Annotated in this window: 14 protein-coding genes; 3 read left to right on the top strand and 11 right to left on the bottom strand. The window is 72.9% G+C overall.

Going from position 1 to position 17,584, the window contains the following annotated elements; translation table 11 throughout:
• Nucleotides 1-130 precede the first annotated feature (130 nt).
• From OG811_RS18120 to OG811_RS18080, 9 genes are all read right to left on the bottom strand, one after another.
• A complete protein-coding gene (locus OG811_RS18120; RefSeq protein ID WP_406067305.1) occupies nt 131-1,195 on the bottom strand; it encodes a hemolysin family protein in 1,065 nt (354 codons plus the stop codon).
• Complete coding sequence (locus tag OG811_RS18115) at nt 1,192-2,547, bottom strand: hemolysin family protein (protein WP_406067303.1); 1,356 nt, start codon at nt 2,545-2,547, stop codon at nt 1,192-1,194. The genes OG811_RS18120 and OG811_RS18115 overlap by 4 nt, the downstream gene beginning before the upstream one ends.
• A 182-nt stretch (nt 2,548-2,729) precedes the next feature.
• A complete protein-coding gene (mnhG, locus tag OG811_RS18110; RefSeq protein WP_406075782.1) occupies nt 2,730-3,089 on the bottom strand; it encodes a monovalent cation/H(+) antiporter subunit G in 360 nt (119 codons plus the stop codon).
• Complete coding sequence (locus OG811_RS18105; protein WP_406067301.1) at nt 3,089-3,352, bottom strand: monovalent cation/H+ antiporter complex subunit F; 264 nt, start codon at nt 3,350-3,352, stop codon at nt 3,089-3,091. Before OG811_RS18105 ends, mnhG begins: the two co-directional genes overlap by 1 nt.
• Nucleotides 3,349-3,960: a Na+/H+ antiporter subunit E gene (locus tag OG811_RS18100; protein ID WP_406067299.1), complete on the bottom strand. Its 612-nt coding sequence runs from the start codon at nt 3,958-3,960 to the stop codon at nt 3,349-3,351. Before OG811_RS18100 ends, OG811_RS18105 begins: the two co-directional genes overlap by 4 nt.
• Entirely contained in the window at nt 3,957-5,462 is a 1,506-nt protein-coding gene (locus OG811_RS18095) for a Na+/H+ antiporter subunit D (RefSeq protein ID WP_406067298.1), read from the bottom strand. Before OG811_RS18095 ends, OG811_RS18100 begins: the two co-directional genes overlap by 4 nt.
• Entirely contained in the window at nt 5,462-5,941 is a 480-nt protein-coding gene (locus OG811_RS18090; protein ID WP_406067297.1) for a Na(+)/H(+) antiporter subunit C, read from the bottom strand. The genes OG811_RS18095 and OG811_RS18090 overlap by 1 nt, the downstream gene beginning before the upstream one ends.
• Before the next feature lie 55 nt (nt 5,942-5,996).
• On the bottom strand, nt 5,997-8,831 hold the full coding sequence (locus tag OG811_RS18085; RefSeq protein WP_406067296.1) for a Na+/H+ antiporter subunit A: 2,835 nt from the start codon (nt 8,829-8,831) through the stop codon (nt 5,997-5,999).
• 179 nt (nt 8,832-9,010) lie between these two features.
• Nucleotides 9,011-9,397: a hypothetical protein gene (locus OG811_RS18080; RefSeq protein WP_406067295.1), complete on the bottom strand. Its 387-nt coding sequence runs from the start codon at nt 9,395-9,397 to the stop codon at nt 9,011-9,013.
• 179 nt (nt 9,398-9,576) lie between these two features.
• On the opposite strand from OG811_RS18080, the gene OG811_RS18075 reads away from it, so the two are divergent.
• Nucleotides 9,577-14,244, top strand: a complete 4,668-nt coding sequence (locus OG811_RS18075) for a DEAD/DEAH box helicase (RefSeq protein WP_406067294.1) — start codon at nt 9,577-9,579, stop codon at nt 14,242-14,244.
• 102 nt (nt 14,245-14,346) lie between these two features.
• On the opposite strand, the gene OG811_RS18070 is transcribed toward OG811_RS18075, so the two are convergent.
• Nucleotides 14,347-14,922, bottom strand: coding sequence for a hypothetical protein (locus OG811_RS18070; protein ID WP_406067292.1), 576 nt, complete (start codon nt 14,920-14,922; stop codon nt 14,347-14,349).
• Between the two features lie 163 nt (nt 14,923-15,085).
• On the opposite strand from OG811_RS18070, the gene OG811_RS18065 reads away from it, so the two are divergent.
• On the top strand, nt 15,086-15,328 hold the full coding sequence (locus tag OG811_RS18065) for a CPCC family cysteine-rich protein (RefSeq protein WP_406067291.1): 243 nt from the start codon (nt 15,086-15,088) through the stop codon (nt 15,326-15,328).
• A 26-nt stretch (nt 15,329-15,354) separates the two neighbouring features.
• Here the strand turns inward: OG811_RS18065 and OG811_RS18060 are convergent, their stop codons facing one another.
• A complete protein-coding gene (locus OG811_RS18060) occupies nt 15,355-16,620 on the bottom strand; it encodes a hypothetical protein (RefSeq protein ID WP_406067289.1) in 1,266 nt (421 codons plus the stop codon).
• 109 nt (nt 16,621-16,729) lie between these two features.
• On the opposite strand from OG811_RS18060, the gene OG811_RS18055 reads away from it, so the two are divergent.
• A complete protein-coding gene (locus OG811_RS18055; RefSeq protein ID WP_406067287.1) occupies nt 16,730-17,539 on the top strand; it encodes a DNA-formamidopyrimidine glycosylase family protein in 810 nt (269 codons plus the stop codon).
• The last annotated feature ends 45 nt before the right edge of the window (nt 17,540-17,584 follow it).

Raw genomic sequence — 17,584 nt, 5'->3', positions numbered from 1 at the left:
CGCCGGCCCCACACCAGCCGCGCCTACCCCGTCGAGGTGACCTCAAGCCCGCCGCGCCGACCAGGCCGCGACCGAGCAGCGCTGCCGCGCCGACCCGGCCCCACCGCGTCAGCGCGGCCGGGTCGGCAACTCAGCGCAACCGCCGCCCGCGCGGCACCATGTCGGTCTCGTCGTCGAACTCGCCGATGACCTCCTCCAGGAGGTCCTCCAAGGCCACGAAGCCGATCGGTCGGGCCGGGCCACCGCCGTTGCGCACCAACGCGAGCTGCGACTGCCGGGCCCGCATCGCCGCGACCGCCTCGGTGACCGAGGACATCGCGGGCAGGGTGAACGCGGGCGTCATCAGCTCCCCGGCGGTGGCGACGCGGCCGGTGGTGACCACTCGCACCGCCTCCCGGACGTGCACCAGGCCGCAGACGTCGCCGGCCTCGTCCAGCACCGCCAGCCGGGACCGACCGCTGTCCCGGCTGACCTCTTCGATCCGCTCGGCCGGGTCATCCCGACGGACGGTGACCATGGTGTCGAAAGGTTCCATCACCTGCGCCACCGACGTGCCCTGCAACTCCAGCATGCTGGTCAGCAACTGGTGCTGCTCGGCGCCGAGCAGCCCGTGCTCACGGGACTGCTCCAGCAGAATCCGCAGCTCGTCCGGGCCGTGCACCTGGGCGAGCTGATCCTGCTGGTTGACCCCGAACAGCCGCAGGATCGCGTTGGCCAGGGCGTTGAGCGCGAAGAGCACCGGCCGGGACACCCGGGCGAAGGCGCGGAACGGCAGCGCGAGCAGCGTCGCAGAGCGCTCCGCGTCGGTGATCGCCCACGACTTCGGCGCCATCTCCCCCACCACCAGGTGCAGGAAGGTGACCACCGCGAGAGCGAAGACCAGGGCGACGATGTGACTGGCCGCGGCCGGCAGGCCCACCGCGTGCAGCAGTGGGCTGAGCAGGTGCTCGAGCGCCGGTTCGGCGAGCGCGCCGAGACCCAGGGTGCACAGTGTGATGCCAAGCTGCGCGCCGGCCAACATCAGCGACAGCTCGCGGACGCCGTCCAGCGCGGCGCGTGCCGCCCGACTGCCGTTCGCCGCCGCCTGCTCCAGGCGGTACCGCTTGCTGGCCAGCAGGGCGAACTCGGCGGCCACGAAGAACCCGTTCAGCGCCAGCAGGATCACCGAACTGAACAGCGCGATCCCGGGGCTCATGCGGTCACCCCCGGTCTGGTCAGTTGCAGCCGCACCGAATCGGCCACGTGCCGGTCCACGGCCAGCACCTCGACCAGCGCCCGGGGCTCCGCCTCGTTGTCCTCACCATCGGCGCCCTCGGGCAGCAGGATGATCTCCAGTCGGTCACCGACCTCCGGCACCCGGCCCAGCTCCCGCATCACCAACCCGGACAGGGTGTCGTACTCCGGGGCCTCGGGCAGCGCGATGCCGGTGCTGTCGGCGACCTCGTCGATCCGCCAGCGAGCCGGCACCACCCAGGACCCGTCATCCTGCCGGGCCGGCGCCCGGTCGGGCGGGTCGTCCTCGTCCCGGATCGGGCCGACCAGCTCCTCGGCGATGTCCTCCAGCGTGATCACACCGGCGAAGCCGCCGTACTCGTCGACCACGCAGGCCATCTGCCGGTGCCCGGACCGCAGGCGGTCGAGCACCGTGGGCAGGGGCAACGTCTCCGGTACGAGCAGCGGCGACCCGGCCACCGCACTCACCGGGGTGGTGGCCCGCTCCCCCGGGGGTACGCCGAGCACGTCGGCGATGCCGACGATGCCGAGCAGGTCGTCGACGCCCTCCGCGCCGCGCACCGGAAAGCGGGAGTGGCCGGTGTCGAGCAGCTCGACCACCCGGCTGACCGGTTCATGCGCCAGTACGGTGTGCACGTCGACCCGGGGCACCATGGCCTCGCCGGCGGTGAGCTCGCGGAAGTCCAGGCCCCGGTCGAGCAGCGTGGACATCTCGGCGTCGAGGCTGCCCTCCTCGCGGGACTCGGCGATGATCTGTTCCAGGTCCGCCGGGGTGGCGCCGCTGGGCAGCTCCTCGATCGGTTCGATGCCGAACCGGCGCAGCAGACGTATCGAGGCCCGGTCGAAGAGCCGGATCAGCGGCCCGGCGACAGCCAGGTAGATCAGGGTGGAGCGGCTCAGTGCCCGGGCCAGTTGCTCGGCCCGCGCGATGGCCAGGTTCTTCGGGGCCAGCTCACCGAGGACCATCTGCACGACGGTGGCGATGACCAGGGCCAACGTCACCGACAGCGGCAGGCTGACCGCCTCGCTGACGCCGGCCACGCCGAGCAGGTCGGCGAGGCCACCGCCCAGGTACGGCTCGGCGACGTAACCGACCAGCAGTGCGGTGACGGTGATGCCGAGTTGTGCGCCGGAGAGCATGAAGGAGAGCCGACTGGTGACGGTCAGGGCCCGGGCGGCGGCCGGATCGCCGTCATCGGCGAGCTGGCGCAGCTTGCCCCGGTCCACGGCGACGTAGCCGAACTCCTGCGCCACGAAGTATCCGGTGGCGGCAGTGAGCACGATGATCAGAAGAAGACCAACGACGATCAACACGGGTTGCTCAGGGCTCCCGGGGTCGTCGGTACGGGGATATGCCGGGCACGACCCGGCTGGCTACTGCTGCCCTCCTGGGCAGAAGAGTCGATCATGCCTCCATTTTATCGGCGTCGGCTGGGACTCCGCTGGGGGTGGGCCGAAGGAGCATTTCGTCCGGTTCACCCGCGACACCTGGGTCGTCACGCCGGTCCCGCCGACCCACCTTCCGATCCCCGTTCGGCCAGCTCATCGGCGTCGAGCAGGCTCCGGTCGAACCGCCCCGACCGATACGCGGCCCGCCCGATCATCTGGGCCGCGACCGGCGCGGTCGCCAGCTGGAAGACCGCCACCAGCAGGATCATGCCCAGATCCGCCGGGGACCGCAGCCGCAACGCGATGCCCAGCAGCAACAGGAGCACGCCGAGCACCTGCGGCTTGGTGGCCGCGTGCATCCGGGACAGCGCATCCGGGAAACGCAGCACGCCGATCCCGGCGGCCAGACCCAGCAGCGCGCCAGCCACCAGACAACCGGCGCCGAGCCAGTTCGCGATCGTCGCGATCACTGCCGCTCCCGGACAGCGAAGCGGACCAACGACACCGAACCCACGAAGCCGAGCAGGGATAGCACCACCAACACGGGCAGCGTGGTGGCGTGCCGGTTGACCGCCGCCTCGGCGCCCACCGCGGCGACCATGGTGGCGATCAGCATGTCCGCAGCGATCACCCGGTCCACCAGCGACGGGCCACGGTAGAGGCGGGCCAGCGCGAGAAGCGCGGTCACTGACAGCAGAACGGTGAGAACGACGGCCAGGAACGTGGTCACGGGCGGGTTTCCCTCTCGGTTGAGTCGGTCTCGAGGCGGCGCAGTTCGGCGGTGGAGCCCACCGCACGGACGATGCGCCGCTCGAGGATGCGGGTGCGTTCCCGGGCCACGTCCAGGTCCGCCGGCCTGTGGGTGTCCAGCACGTGCAGGTAGAGCGTTCCGGAGTCCCGGTCCACCTCGAGGATCAGCGTGCCCGGCACCAACGAGACCGCCTCGGCGGTGAGCGCCAGGTTCAGGTCGGTGGGCACCCGCAACTGGACCCCGATGATCGCCCCGCGCGGCCGGTAGCCGGGCTGAACGGCGATCCGGGCGACGTGCAGGCTCGCGCTGACCAGCTCCGCAGCGAAGTGGCCCGCGAACACCAGCAGCGCCCGGGGCCGCAGCCGGCCACCGAAGCTGACCGCCGGCAGCGGGAAGAAGACCAGCACCGCACCGCCCGCCAGCAGGCCACCAACCAGGTTGGCCCAGTTGATGTCGCCCCAGAGCAGGTTCCAGACCACCACCAGCCAGCCGAGCGCCACCGCCTGGTCCCGCCAGCGCCTGAGCCGGCCGCGCCCCGACGCCGCCGGCCCGGCGGCGTCGCGTGCCGTCCCGGGTGGGCCGGTCACGGGACGTCGTCCGGCAGCACGGCACGCACGTACGGGGTACGCAGGCGCAGGTCGGCGGCCGCGTCGGCGGTGACGTCGAAGAGCGGACCGGCCAGCACGGTCAGCGCCAGCCCGAGGGCGACCAGGGCCACGGTGGCCCCGACCATCAACTTCGGCAGCCGGACGGCCGGCTGGCTGGTGGCCAACCGGGGTGCACGCCAGAAGGCGATGTTCCACACCCGGGACGCGACGTACAGGGTGAGCAGGCTGGTCAGCGTGCCGGCCGCGACCAGCACCCCGGGCAGCGGCCTGCCGGTCGCCACACCGGCCTGGAGCAGGCCGAGCTTGCCGAGGAAACCGGAGAACGGCGGCACGCCGGCGAGGTTCATGACCGGGACGAAGAACAGCACACCGAGCAGCGGCGCCATCCGGGCCAACCCGCCGATGCGCCGCAGGTCGGTGCTGCCCGCACGCTCCTCGACCAGCCCGGCGACGAGGAACAGCGTGGTCTGGATGGTGATGTGGTGCACCACGTAGAAGATCGCGCCGGAGAGACCGGCGGCGGTGCTCAACGCCACGCCGAAGATCATGTAGCCGATGTGGCTGACCAGGGTGAAGGAGAGGAGCCGCTTCAGATCGGACTGGGCCACCGCGCCGAGGATGCCGATCACCATGGTCAGCCCGGCGACGACCATGAGCAGCACGTCGACGCGTCCACCGGGAAACAGCAACGTCTCGGTACGGATGATCGCGTAGACGCCCACCTTGGTGAGCAGCCCCGCGAAGACCGCGGTCACCGGGGCCGGCGCGGTGGGATAACTGTCCGGCAGCCACGCCGACAGCGGGAAGACCGCCGCCTTGATCGCGAAGGCCAGCAGCAACATCAACTCCAGGGCCAGTCGGACGTCGTCGGGCAGGTCGTCGAGGCGCCCGGCGAGTTGGGCGAGGTTGAGCGTGCCGGTGGCCGCGTACACCAGACCCACTGCCGCCAGGAAGATCATCGAGGAGAGGATGCTGACCAGCACGTACGTCGACCCGGTCCGGATCCGGGTCTTGGTGCCGCCCAGGGTGATCAGCACGAAGCTCGCAGCGAGCAGGATCTCGAAACCGACGAAGAGGTTGAACAGATCACCCGCCAGGAACGCGTTGGTGACGCCCGCGGTGAGCACCAGGTACGTCGGGTGGAAGATGGCCACCGGCGTGGCCTCGCTCATCTCGCTGCGACCCTGGCCGATCGAGTACAGCAGCACGCAGAGGGTCACCGCCGAGGAGACCACGAGCATCAGCGCGGCGAGTTGATCGGCGACCAGCACGATGCCGACCGGCGCCGGCCACCCGCCGACCGCCACCACCACCGGCCCGTGCCGGTACGCCTGCACCAGCAGCAGCACCGCCACGGTGAGGGTGCCACTCAGGCAGAGCACGCTGATCGCGCGCTGGAGTCGGGGCTTCCCGATCAGCAGCAGGGTCAGCGCCGCACCGAGAAGCGGCACCACCACCGGCAGCGGCACCAACGCGCGCATCACGCCTCGTCCCCGCGTCGTAGCCGGCGGCGGTCGGGCTCGGGATCGACCTGTTCCGGGTCGCCGTCCGGACCCTCCCCACCGAGGTCGACGGTGCCCACCTCGTTACGCCCGGCACGCCGGATGATCTGCCGATCCTCCAGGTCGTCGGGCACCTCGTCGTCGCCGGTGAGATACCAGTTGCGGTACGCGACCGCGAGCAGGAACGCGGTCAACCCGAAGGTGATCACGATGGCGGTCAACACCATCGCCTGCGGCAGCGGGTCACTCATCCGCTCCACCGGGCCGGTGCCGACGATCGGCGCCTCACCGGACCGCCCGCCGAGCAGGATCAACAGGTTGACCCCGTTGCCGAGCAGGATCACACCGAGCAGGATCCGGGTCAGGCTGCGCTCCAACAGCAGGATCACCCCGCAACCAACCAGCACCGCGACGGCCAGCACCAGCACCAACGTCGGTGCAGAGCCGCTCGCCGTCATTGCGCCACCTCTGTTCGCGACTGCGGGGCTCGCAAACCCGGCTCACTCCTCGCGCTCACGGGCGGTCCCCCTTGTTGACGGCCAGGCCGCCCGTCGCCGTCCCGGTGGCCTCGATGTGCCGGTCCACCTCGGCCCCCAGGCTGCGCAGGATGTCCAGCACCAGGCCGATCACGACCAGGTACACGCCGATGTCGAAAAAGAGCGACGTGACCAGGTGGGTGTCGCCGACCAGCGGCAGGTGCCGGTCGACCTTGGCGCTCTCCAGCACCGATCCACCGACCAGCAGCGCCACCAGGCCGCTGCCCACCGACATGGCCAGTCCGGCGCCGAGGATCGCACCGGCGCCGATCGGGACCGCCTCGGTCAACTCGTACCGGCCGCCGGCCAGATAGCGGACCACCAGGGCGAGACCCGCCACCAGACCGCCGGCGAAGCCGCCGCCCGGCGCGTTGTGCCCGGAGAAGAGCAGGAACAGGGAGAACAGCACCACGGTGTGGAAGATCAGCCGGATGACCACCTCCAACACGATCGAGCGGCGCTCCTCGTAGAGGGTGGGGCCGCCGCGCAGCCACACCGGTCGGCCCGGTCCGCTCACCCGCCGACCCGACTCCGGCCGGCGCGGTCGCGGGTCGGTGCGGGACCGTTCGAAGATCAGGCTGGCCACCCCGGTCGCGGCCACCACCAGCACCGCCAGCTCGCCCATGGTGTCCCAGGCCCGGATGTCGACCAGGGTCACGTTGACCACGTTGCGGCCGTACCCGTGGGCCACCGCCAGATCCGGGAAGGCGGCCGAGATGTCCGGCGCGCGGCGGGCCCCGGCGGCGGTGAGGGCCAGCCCGGCGGCCACCACACCCACCGCCACCCCGATGGCGCGGCGGAGCCACCGGCTGCGGCGCAGGGGGCGGGCCGAGAACCGCTCCGGCAGGCGACGCAGCACCAGCACGAAGACCGCGATCGTCGCGGTCTCCACCAGGAACTGGGTGAGCGCCAGGTCGGGTGCTCCCTGCAGGACGAACAGCATCGCGGTGCCGTAACCGGTCGTCCCGACGAGCAGCATCGCGGTCAGGCGGCGGCGGGCGCCGACCGCCAGCACCGCGGCCACCGCGATCACCAACACGACCATGGGTTGCAGCGGGCTGTCCCAGAGCAGAATCCGGGCCCGCCACGGGCTGGCGGAGAGCATCGCCCCACCGGGCACCAGCACCAGGGTGACCAGAATGGTGCCGAGATACTGCGGCAGGGAGCCCCGCTGAGTCGCTCCGGTGACCTTGATGGCCAGTCGGTCGAACCGGCCCACGATCCACTCGTACCCCTGGTTGCCGCTCACCGGCGAACGCAGCCGGGCCAGCACCGGGGCGAGCGGCCCGCGCACGGCGAAGAGCAGGCCGCCGCCGGCGAGCGCCAGCACGGACAGGCCGAGCGCCGGGGTCGGTCCGGACCAGAGCGCCAGGTGCGCGTCGACCCCGCCGAACAGATCGGCGTACGGGCGCAGCAGGCCGTCCAACACGCTCGCGGCCGGCCCGGCGAGCAGGCCGACACCGGCGAGCACCATCGGCGGGACCAGCAACGACGCGGCGATCGGGCCCGGTTGGGCCGGCGCCACGCCCGGCCGGTCGGCGAACGCGCCCCAGAGGAAGCGGGCGCTGTACGCGACGGTGAGCACCGTCCCGGCGACCAGACCGGTGAGGAGCACCGGCTGACCGGTGAACGCCCCGAACACCGCCTCCTTGGACACGAAGCCGACCAACGGCGGCACACCGGCCATCGACGCCGCGGCCAGCACCGCGACCACGAACAGCGGCCGGGACCAGTGCCGCAGCCCGGACAGCTCGCGCACGTCACGGGTGCCGGCGCCGTGATCGATGATGCCGACGACCAGGAACAGCGCCGCCTTGAACAGGGCGTGCGCCAGCAGCATCGCAGTGCCGGCCAGGGCGGCGTCCGGGGTGCCCGACCCGGTCACCGCGACCAGCAGGCCGAGCTGACTGACCGTCCCGTACGCCAGCAGCAGCTTGAGGTCGGTCTGCCGCAACGCGGCCCAGCCGCCGAGCAGCATGGTGGCCACGCCGGCGACCTGGACCACCGGCCGCCACGGGCCGACCGTGGCGAGCACCGGCGCGAGCAGCCCGACCAGGTAGACGCCGGCCTTGACCATGGCGGCGGCGTGCAGGTACGCGCTGACCGGCGTGGGTGCCGCCATCGCGACCGGCAGCCAGGAGCTGAACGGCAGCACCGCCGACTTGGACAACGCGCCGGCCAGGATCAGCAGCACCGCGGCCACCAGGTACCCGCCGCCAGGCAGCGACTGGGCGGTGATCTCCGACCAACGGTAGGTGCCGGCGTGCTCGCCCAGCATGATGAACCCGACCAGCATGGCGAGCCCGCCCAGCGTGGTGACGATCAACGCCTGCGCCGCCGCCCACCGGCTGGCATGCCGTTCGGTGCTGTGCCCGATCAGCAGGTACGAGAAGATCGTGGTCAGCTCCCAGCCGACGTAGAGCAGCAGCAGATCGTCGGCGAAGACCAGGACGAGCATCGCGCCGGCGAAGGCGACCAGGACCGCCGCGAACTGTGCCAGCCCGCGTGCGCGGGCACCGAAGTAGCGGGCGCAGTAGACCAGCACCAACGCGCCGATGCCGCCGATCAGCAGCGTCATCAGCCAGGACAGCGTGGTGAGCCGTAACGCGATGTCGAGGCCCAGTTGCTCGATCCACGGGTACGTCTCGACCACCGCCCCGCCGTCGCCGACGGCGGGGGTGTGCGCCACCGCCCAGCAGAACGCGGCGGCCGGCGCCAGCGCCAGCGGGTAGCACGCGCGCGGACCCCACCATCGGACGAGCAGGGGCGCGGCAAGGGCCGTCACGAGGTGGAGGATGAGCAGTACCAGCACCCGGACTCCCGATCGAGGTGGCCGACGCCCGTGCAGCGGTGGCGCCTAGCAGCGATCAGACGTCAGTTCGTCGCCCGTCGGGCGGTTTTGCCGGAATTCGTCCCGTACTCGACGGCGGCGGTCCGGCCCATGGCCGCTGAAGGACCGGCTACCGGGGGCACGGCGCGGCACCGTCGTGGTCAGCGCAGCAGGGCGTCGCCGAGAGGCAGCGCGTCGTCGGACGCGGGGCGGTCGCGGCACAGCTCGGTCAGCAGGTCGGGGCGGCCGAGCTGGCGTGCGACCCGGTCGACCACCCGCTCCGCGGCGGCCAGCGACCGCACCGAGAGCAACCGGCCGCGGCTCTCCCGGCGCAGCACGAAGTAGTGGACGGCGACACGGACCTGACCCCGATCGGCGGCGCTGGCCTGGGCGGTGCAGAGGACCAGCTCCCGCAGGCAGCGGGCGAGGCATTCGGCGAGCTCGAGCTCGGGGCCGTGCAGGCCACCGCGCAGCGCGGCCAGGTGGCTGTCGACCTTGCGAATCAGCACGTCGGTGCCCGGTGCGACGCTGCGCTGCTCGCCGGCCATCACATCCCCCCACCCGGTTTCGCGTTGCGGGTGAAGTTACTTTATGTTGCCCCTTAGAAGCAAGCAGTTAAGTGCGACTTAACGTATTAAGCACGTGTTCCGTGTTTTTTGCTGTTGGTCCGGCACATTCCGCCGCGAGGTCGGTCGTGGTTGTCGTACCGGAGGAGCACGATGGACCGGTGACCGGGGCAGACGCAGACGCCGGCGCGGTGCTCGCCGGGTTCGGTCCGGCCACCCGTGCCTGGTTCGACGCCGCCTTCGCCGCGCCCACCGCCGCACAGACCGGCGCGTGGCGATCGATCGCGGCCGGGCGCAACGCCCTCGTGGTGGCGCCCACCGGCTCCGGCAAGACGCTCGCAGCCTTCCTCTGGTCACTCGACCGACTGGCGCGCGAGCCCGCGCCGGCCGAGGCCCGCCAGCGGTGCCGGGTGCTCTACGTCAGCCCCCTCAAGGCCCTGGCCGTCGACGTCGAGCGCAACCTGCGCGCCCCGCTGGCCGGCATCCGGCAGGCGGCGACCCGGCTGGGCGTCGCACCGCCCGACATCACCGTCGGCATGCGCACCGGCGACACGCCAGCCGACGAGCGACGAGCCTTCGCCCGCACCCCACCGGACATCCTCATCACCACGCCCGAGTCGCTGTTCCTGCTGCTCACGTCCGCGGCTCGCGATTCGCTGCGCGGCATCCAGACGGTGATCGTCGACGAGGTGCACGCGGTGGCCGGCAGCAAACGCGGCGCCCACCTCGCCCTCTCCCTCGAACGCCTCGACGAGCTGCTGCCCGCCCCGGCGCAGCGCATCGGCCTCTCCGCCACCGTCCGGCCGATCGACGCCTGCGCGCAGTTCCTCGGCGGCGCCCGCCCGGTCGACGTCGTGCAGCCGGCCACCTCGAAGACCATCGAGGTCAGCGTGCAGGTCCCGGTGGAAGACATGACCCGCCTGGACGAGCAGGAGCAGCCACCGGAGGACGACCTCGGCGGCCCCGGGCCACGCCGCGCCTCGATCTGGCCGGCCGTGGAAGAGCGGGTCTTCACGCTCATCGGCCAGCACCGCTCGACCATCGTCTTCACCAACTCCCGCCGCAGCGCCGAGCGTCTCTGCGCCCGGCTCAACGAACTGGCCGCCGAAGAGGTGGCATCCGCGTCGGGCGAGGGCGCGGTCGGCGTACCGGAGGGGTTGTCGGCGGGCGACGACCCGGCGGGCGACGGCGGCCCGGCGGGCGGCGCGCAGCGGTGGGGTGACCCCGCCGGTCCGTTGCGCAACCGGCCACCGGCCGAGGTGATGGCCCAGTCCGGCGCGGCCACCGGCGCGGCACCCGTGATCGCCCGCGCCCACCACGGCAGCGTCTCCCGGGAGGAGCGCAAGCACATCGAGGAGGCGCTCAAATCCGGCCAGCTCCCGGCGGTGGTGGCCACCTCCAGCCTGGAGCTGGGCATCGACATGGGCGCGGTCGACCTGGTGGTGCAGATCGAGGCGCCGCCGAGCGTGGCCTCCGGGCTGCAACGGGTCGGCCGGGCCGGGCACCAGGTGGGCGCCGTCTCCCGTGGGGTGGTCTTCCCCAAGCACCGCGGGGATCTGCTCTCCTGCGCGGTGGTCGCCGAGCGGATGACCGACGGCGCGATCGAGGAGCTGCACTACCCGCGCAATCCGCTGGACGTGCTGGCCCAGCAGATCGTCGCGATGGTGGCACTGGAGCCATGGCCGCTCGGTGACCTGGCCGTGCTGGTCCGGCGGGCCGCGCCCTTCGCCGAGCTGCCCGACTCCGCGCTGCACGCCGTGTTGGACATGCTCTCCGGCCGCTACCCGTCCACCGCCTTCGCCGAGCTGCGCCCCCGACTGGTCTGGGACCGGGCCACCGACCTGCTCACCGGCCGTCCCGGCGCGCAGCGACTCGCGGTCACCAGCGGCGGCACCATCCCCGACCGGGGCCTGTTCGGGGTCTTCCTGGCCGGGGCCGAGCGGGCCGCCCGGGTCGGCGAGCTGGACGAGGAGATGGTCTACGAGTCGCGGGTCGGCGACGTCTTCCTGCTCGGCTCCTCCTCCTGGCGCATCGAGGAGATCACCCCCGACCGGGTGCTGGTCTCGCCCGCCCCGGGGCAGGCCGCGCGCATGCCGTTCTGGAAGGGCGACCAGCTGGGCCGACCGGTGGAGCTGGGCCGGGCCATCGGCGCCCGGGTGCGCACCCTGCTGCGGCAGAGCGATGAGGCGGCGCTGGCCGCGCTGCGTGACGGCGGGCTGGACGAGTGGGCCGCCGGCAACCTGATGGCCTACCTGCGCGAGCAGCGGGAGGCGACCCGCTCGCTGCCCGACGACCGAACGATCGTGGTGGAGCGGTTCCGCGACGAGCTGGGCGACTGGCGGCTGGCCGTGCACAGCGTCCTCGGCGCTCGGGTCAACGGGCCGTGGGCCCTCGCGGTGGCCCGCCGGCTGGCCGAGCGGTACGGGATGGACGCCCAGGTGATGCCCTCCGACGACGGCATCGTGGTGCGACTCCCGGACACCGCCGACGAGCCACCCGGCGCCGACGTGGTGGTCTTCGAGCCAGACGAGATCACCCAGCTCGTGGAGGAGTCGGTCGGCACCTCCGCCCTCTTCGCCGCCCGCTTCCGGGAGTGCGCCGCCCGGTCACTGCTGCTGCCCCGCCGCGACCCGCGTCGCCGGCAGCCGCTCTGGCAGCAGCGGCAACGCGCCGCGCAGCTCCTCGACGTCGCCCGCGAGTACGCGGACTTCCCGGTCACCCTGGAGGCCGCCCGCGAGTGCCTCCAGGACGTCTTCGACCAGCCGGCGCTGGCCGGGCTGATGCGCGACCTGGCCACCCGGAAGGTGCGACTGGTCGAGGTGGAGACCAGCGCGCCGTCCCCGTTCGCCCGGTCGCTGCTCTTCGGCTACGTCGGCGCGTTCCTCTACGAGGGTGACGCGCCGCTCGCCGAACGGCGCGCCGCCGCGCTCGCCCTGGATTCCACGCTCCTCGGCGAGCTGCTCGGCCGGGTCGACCTGCGTGAGTTGCTCGACCCTGCCGTGCTCGCCGAGACCGATCGTCAGCTGCGCTGGCTGACCGAGCAGCGCCGCCCCCGCGACGCCGAAGACGTCGTCGAGCTGCTGCGGGTGCTCGGTGACCTGAGCGACGCCGAGTTGACCGAGCGGGGTGTGCCGGAGGCCTGGCTGATCGAGCTGGAGGCCACCCGTCGGGTGCTGCGGGTCCGGATCGCCGGCGAGCAGCGCTGGGTGGGCGTCGAGGACGCCGCCCGACTGCGCGACGCCCTCGGCGTGGCGCTACCGGTCGGGGTGGCCGAGGCGTACCTCGCCCCGGTGGCCGACCCGCTCGGTGACCTGGTGGCCCGTTACGCCCGCACCCGCGGGCCGTTCGCCGCTGCCAGCTGCGCGGCCCGCTTCGGGCTCGGTGTGTTCGTCGTCGAGCAGGCGCTGCGTCGGCTCGGCGCCACCGGGCGGGTGGTCTCCGGGGAGTTCACCCCGGATTCGGCCGGCGCCCAGTGGTGCGACGCCGAGGTGCTGCGGATGCTGCGCCGCCGCTCGCTCGCGGCGCTGCGCCGGGAGATCGAGCCGGTGCCACCCCGGGCGCTGGCCACGTTCCTGCCCCGCTGGCAGCAGGTCGGCTCGTCCGCCAGAGGTGTGGAGGCGCTGGCCGCGACGGTGGAGCAGTTGCAGGGCGCGACGGTGCCGGCGTCCGCCCTGGAGCGGTTGGTGCTGCCCGGTCGGGTCGCTGACTACTCCCCCGCCCAGCTCGACGAACTGTGCGCCAGCGGGGAGGTGCTCTGGGCGGGAGCGGGGGCGATCTCCGGGGGCGACGGCTGGGTCACCCTGGCGTACGCGGACGCCGCCCCGCTGCTGCTCCCGCCACCCGACGAGGCGTTGACCCGCACCCCGTTGCACGAGGCGGTGCTGGACGCGCTCGACGACGGGCAGGCGCTGTTCTTCCGACCGCTGGCCGACCGGGTGGGCTCGACCGACGACGCCGCCCTGACCGGGGTGATCTGGGACCTGGTCTGGGCCGGGCACCTCACCAACGACACCCTCGCCCCGCTGCGCGCGGTGCTCGGCGCCGGCGGCGCGCACCGCTCGCGGCCGTCCGCGCCGCGCACCCGTTACCGGCGGCCCGGTCGGGTCGCGCTGCCCACCCGTGGTGGCCCGCCGACCGTCGCCGGCCGCTGGTCACGCCTGCCGGAACGGGACGTGGACCCGACGCGACGGGCCGCCGCCCTGGCCGACGTGCTGCTGGAGCGGCACGGCGTGGTCACCCGCGGCGCGGTGATGGCCGAGCAGGTGGTGGGCGGGTTCTCGGCGGTCTACCCGGTGCTGTCCGCGCTGGAGGAGCGCGGCGCCGCCCGCCGGGGTTACTTCGTCGAAGGGCTGGGGGCGGCGCAGTTCGCGGTGCCCGGTGCGGTGGACCGGCTGCGCGCACTGGCCGAGCCGACCGACGGCGCCCGGGGCCGGGGCACGCCCGCCACCGTGCTCGCCGCCACCGACCCGGCCAACCCGTACGGCGCGGCGCTGCCCTGGCCGGAACGGGTGGTCGACTCCGGCGACGGGGCTGCCCCGGCGACCGGGCACCGGGCCGGCCGCAAGGCAGGTGCGCTGGTCGTGCAGGTCGGCGGCGACCTCGTCCTCTACGTGGAACGCGGTGGCCGGACGCTGCTCTCGTTCACCGACGACACCGACACCCTCGCTGCGGCCGGCAAGGCGCTGGCCGACGCCGTTCACTCCGGGGCGTTGGGTGCGATGTCGGTGGAGCGGGCCGACGGCGAGGCGGTGCACTCCTCGCCCCTGCGCGACGCGCTGACCGCCGCAGGCTTCCGGGCCACCCCACGCGGCCTGCGCCTACGCGGCTGACCTGCCCGCCGCAGCCGCCCTCTGAGCCGCAGCCGACGTCTGGCGAGTGGCACTCGATTGAGCGTGATGGCGTCCCCGCCGCGCCCACGCTCCGGCTCGCGCTCAACGCAGGCCGTCGAGCACCTTCTCGTAGCGGGGGCGATCGGCGGCCGAGGTCTTTGCCTCCAGGTAGTTGAGCACCACCGCGCCCCGCCGGTACGACTGGCCGCCCCAGGTCTCCGCGATGTCACTGGCGCTGATCTCGTCCGGAAACACGTACACCGTGACGGCGTCGGTGGCGATCAGCTCGGAACAGCCCAGGCCGAGCCCGTCCGGTCCACAGTCGACTGAGCGGTCCTTTGGATGGAGGACCTTCAGACCGGCGGCCTTGAACGCGTTGACGACCTGCTGCGCGCCGGGCGCACCGGCCGGACGCTGGGGAAGCACCACCGGCGGCGGGCTCGCCGGCCGTCGCTGTGTCGGCCCCTGCGCGGTGGCGGAGGGCGGGGCCGGCGGGGCCGCCTCGCTGGCGCTGGGCGAAGCCCCGGTCGTCGGCGCGGTCGGGAGGCCGGTGGGGGCCGACTCGGACGAGGCGGATGGTGCCGCGTTCGGCTGGCCGTCGTCGTCACTACCGCAACCGGCGGTGAGGGCAACGGCGACCAGCAGGGCCCCGACGGCGGGCAGGCTCCGGATTGTCACCACCGTAGTCTGCCCAACGGCATCCGGCGGCGCGAGGGGCCGGTCGGTCACTGCGCTGTCCCGTATTCGCCACCCGCCGGTCGACCGGTGGACCGGCTTCGGGTGTTCCCGGAGGGCCTCCTGCGGGTGTCCGGCTGTTATTCGACTGTGGAATGCTTCCCTGGTGGGTGAACATGTGGTTCCCGTGGGCTGTCCCTGCTGTGCATCCCGGACCGGCGGGGGGACCTGCCCGGTCTGTTTCTGGACTGACGACGGCCAGACCGACGCCGACGCCGACGCGGTCCGGGGTGGCCCCAACGGCGATCTGAGCCTCTCGCACGCCCGACTCAACTACGCCGTCTACGGTGCCAGCCACCCGCGCTACCAGGACATGGTGCGCTCGGCCCGCCCCGACGAGCGCCCCTGACCGGCGCCCGACGGGGTGCGTGCGGCTCAGCAGGCCGGCGCGCTGCCGCCGTAGACGCTGGAGATGTACGCGTGGCTGACGTACTGCCCGGTGGCCAGGCGGTTCCAGCGGTTCGTCGTGCGGTAGGGGCCGGTCACCGACTGTCCGACGACGTAGCACTGGATCGGCACGTGGGCCAGCCGGGCGGCGAGGCCACGGATCGCGGATGACGTGTTGGCTCCGGCGCGGATGTTGAGCGGCCCGTCACCGACCACGCCGCGCGGCCCGTCTCCGGTCCACAGGTAGGCGACGTCCACCCAGGCGTTGGTGGTGAGCCGCAGGCCGTCCCAGAAGGTGCCGTCTGCCAGGTCGATACCGGCCGGGTTGAGCACCGTACGCCCGAACTGGTCCCGCCCGCCGTTGTAGCCGGACTCGTACGCGGCCTGCGCCTCGGGCCGGCCCTGCGGCAGGTTCTTCCAGTTTTCGCGTACCGATGAGGGGTTCCAGTAGTCGTCGCGGGTGTTCCACGGCCCGACATCCCAGACCGGGGCGTACTCGCAGCGGACGTCAGTGGTCGTGCAGACCCGCACGGTGTAGTCGCCGGTGTTGAGTGGGGAGAGGCCGCGCCCCGACGGTAGCGCCACGAAGTGATCCCGGGGTTGCACGGTACGGCCGTTGGCGGTCAGCTCGCCGACCAGCCCGATGCGTGTGGCGTACACCCGGTAGGTGCGCCCGGGCGTGGCGGCGGAGACGGCGGCGGTCGTGTCGGCGGTGAGCCGCACGGCGCGTACCGTCGCGGTGGCACCGCCATTGGGCGCGGTGAGCACCACCCGGGTCTGCACCCGGGTGACCGGCCGGTCGAAGACCGCGCTGGCGGTGGCGGCTCGCCACTCCGTCCAGCCGGCGGCCCGCCAGCCGCGGACCTGCGCCTCCACGCCTGCCCCGGTCGGGACCGAGGCGTTGATCTCGGCGCGGACCCTGGTGGCCGGTCGGTCGAGGGTGCGAGGGGCGGTCAGGAACATTCCCTCGGCGACCGCGCTGTGCGGGCTGCGAGCGCTGCGGCCGGTGGCCCGGGTCGCACTCAGTCGTAGCCCGGCGGCGGTGCGTCGGACGTTGACGTCGTCGCGGTCGACGACCGAGAGGTCGGCGTCCCACCGTTCGCTGCCGGGTGCCGCGGCGATGAGGGTGATCGGGCTGCCGGCGCCGGGGGTGGCCGAGACTCGGCTGGTGGCGGGCAGGAGCGCGGCGGTGAGCAGGAGGACGAGGGTGGCGGCGAGGGCGACGGATGGGATACGACAACGAGGTCGTGTCATGGACATTCTCCTCAGAACCTCCCGACCCTCGCATGTCAGAAGATCGTGAGGAACCGGTGTACAAATAGCGACACATGCGAATCCCGCTCAAAAGAGGGAGGATGGCAGGGTGCCCGAAGGCGACACCGTCTGGAACACCGCGCGCGTGCTGCACCGCGCGCTGGCCGGCGCACGGATCACCAGCAGTGATTTCCGGGTGCCGCAGTTGGCGACCACGGATCTCGCCGGTTGGACCGTCCGCGAGTCGGCCAGCCGGGGCAAGCACCTGCTGCTGCGGCTCAGCGCCCCGAACCAGGCGCACTGGACCTTGCACTCGCACCTGCGGATGGACGGCGCCTGGCGGGCGTACGCGCCGGGGGAACGCTGGAGCGGCCGGCCCACGCACCTGATCCGGGTGGTGCTGCGCAGCCCCGGCGCTGTCGCGGTCGGCTACCACCTGCACGAGATGACCCTGGTGCCGACCGCCGAGGAGGACCAACTGGTCGGCCACCTCGGCCCCGACCTGCTCGGCAACGACTGGGACCCGGCCGAGGCGATCCGTCGGCTCGCCGACCACCCGGAGCAGGCCATCGGCGAGGCGCTGCTCGACCAGCGCAACCTGGCCGGCGTGGGCAACTTCTACAAGTGCGAGGTGCTGTTCCTGCGCGGTGTGTCGCCGTGGACGCCGGTCGGCGCGGTGCCCGACCTGCCCGGCATGGTGACCCTCGCGCAGCGGCTGCTCGCCGCCAACCGTGGCCGGTGGACGCAGAGCAGCACCGGCTCGTTGCACCGGGGGCAGACCAGCTACGTGTACGGCCGTCGCGCCCAGCCCTGCCGCCGCTGCGGCACCGCGATTCACAAGGAGGAGCTGGGCGACCGGGTCACCTACTGGTGCCCGGTCTGCCAGCCCGAGCGTCTGGACCCACCGTCACCGGGCTGAGTAGGACGCCCACCGGTCGAGGCCGTCCCAGATACGGACGATTGG

Source organism: Micromonospora sp. NBC_01638, from assembly GCF_045209745.1.
Lineage (GTDB): Bacteria > Actinomycetota > Actinomycetes > Mycobacteriales > Micromonosporaceae > Micromonospora.
Note: the sequence above shows the minus strand (reverse complement) of the source record. Positions and strands in the feature narration are given on the sequence as shown.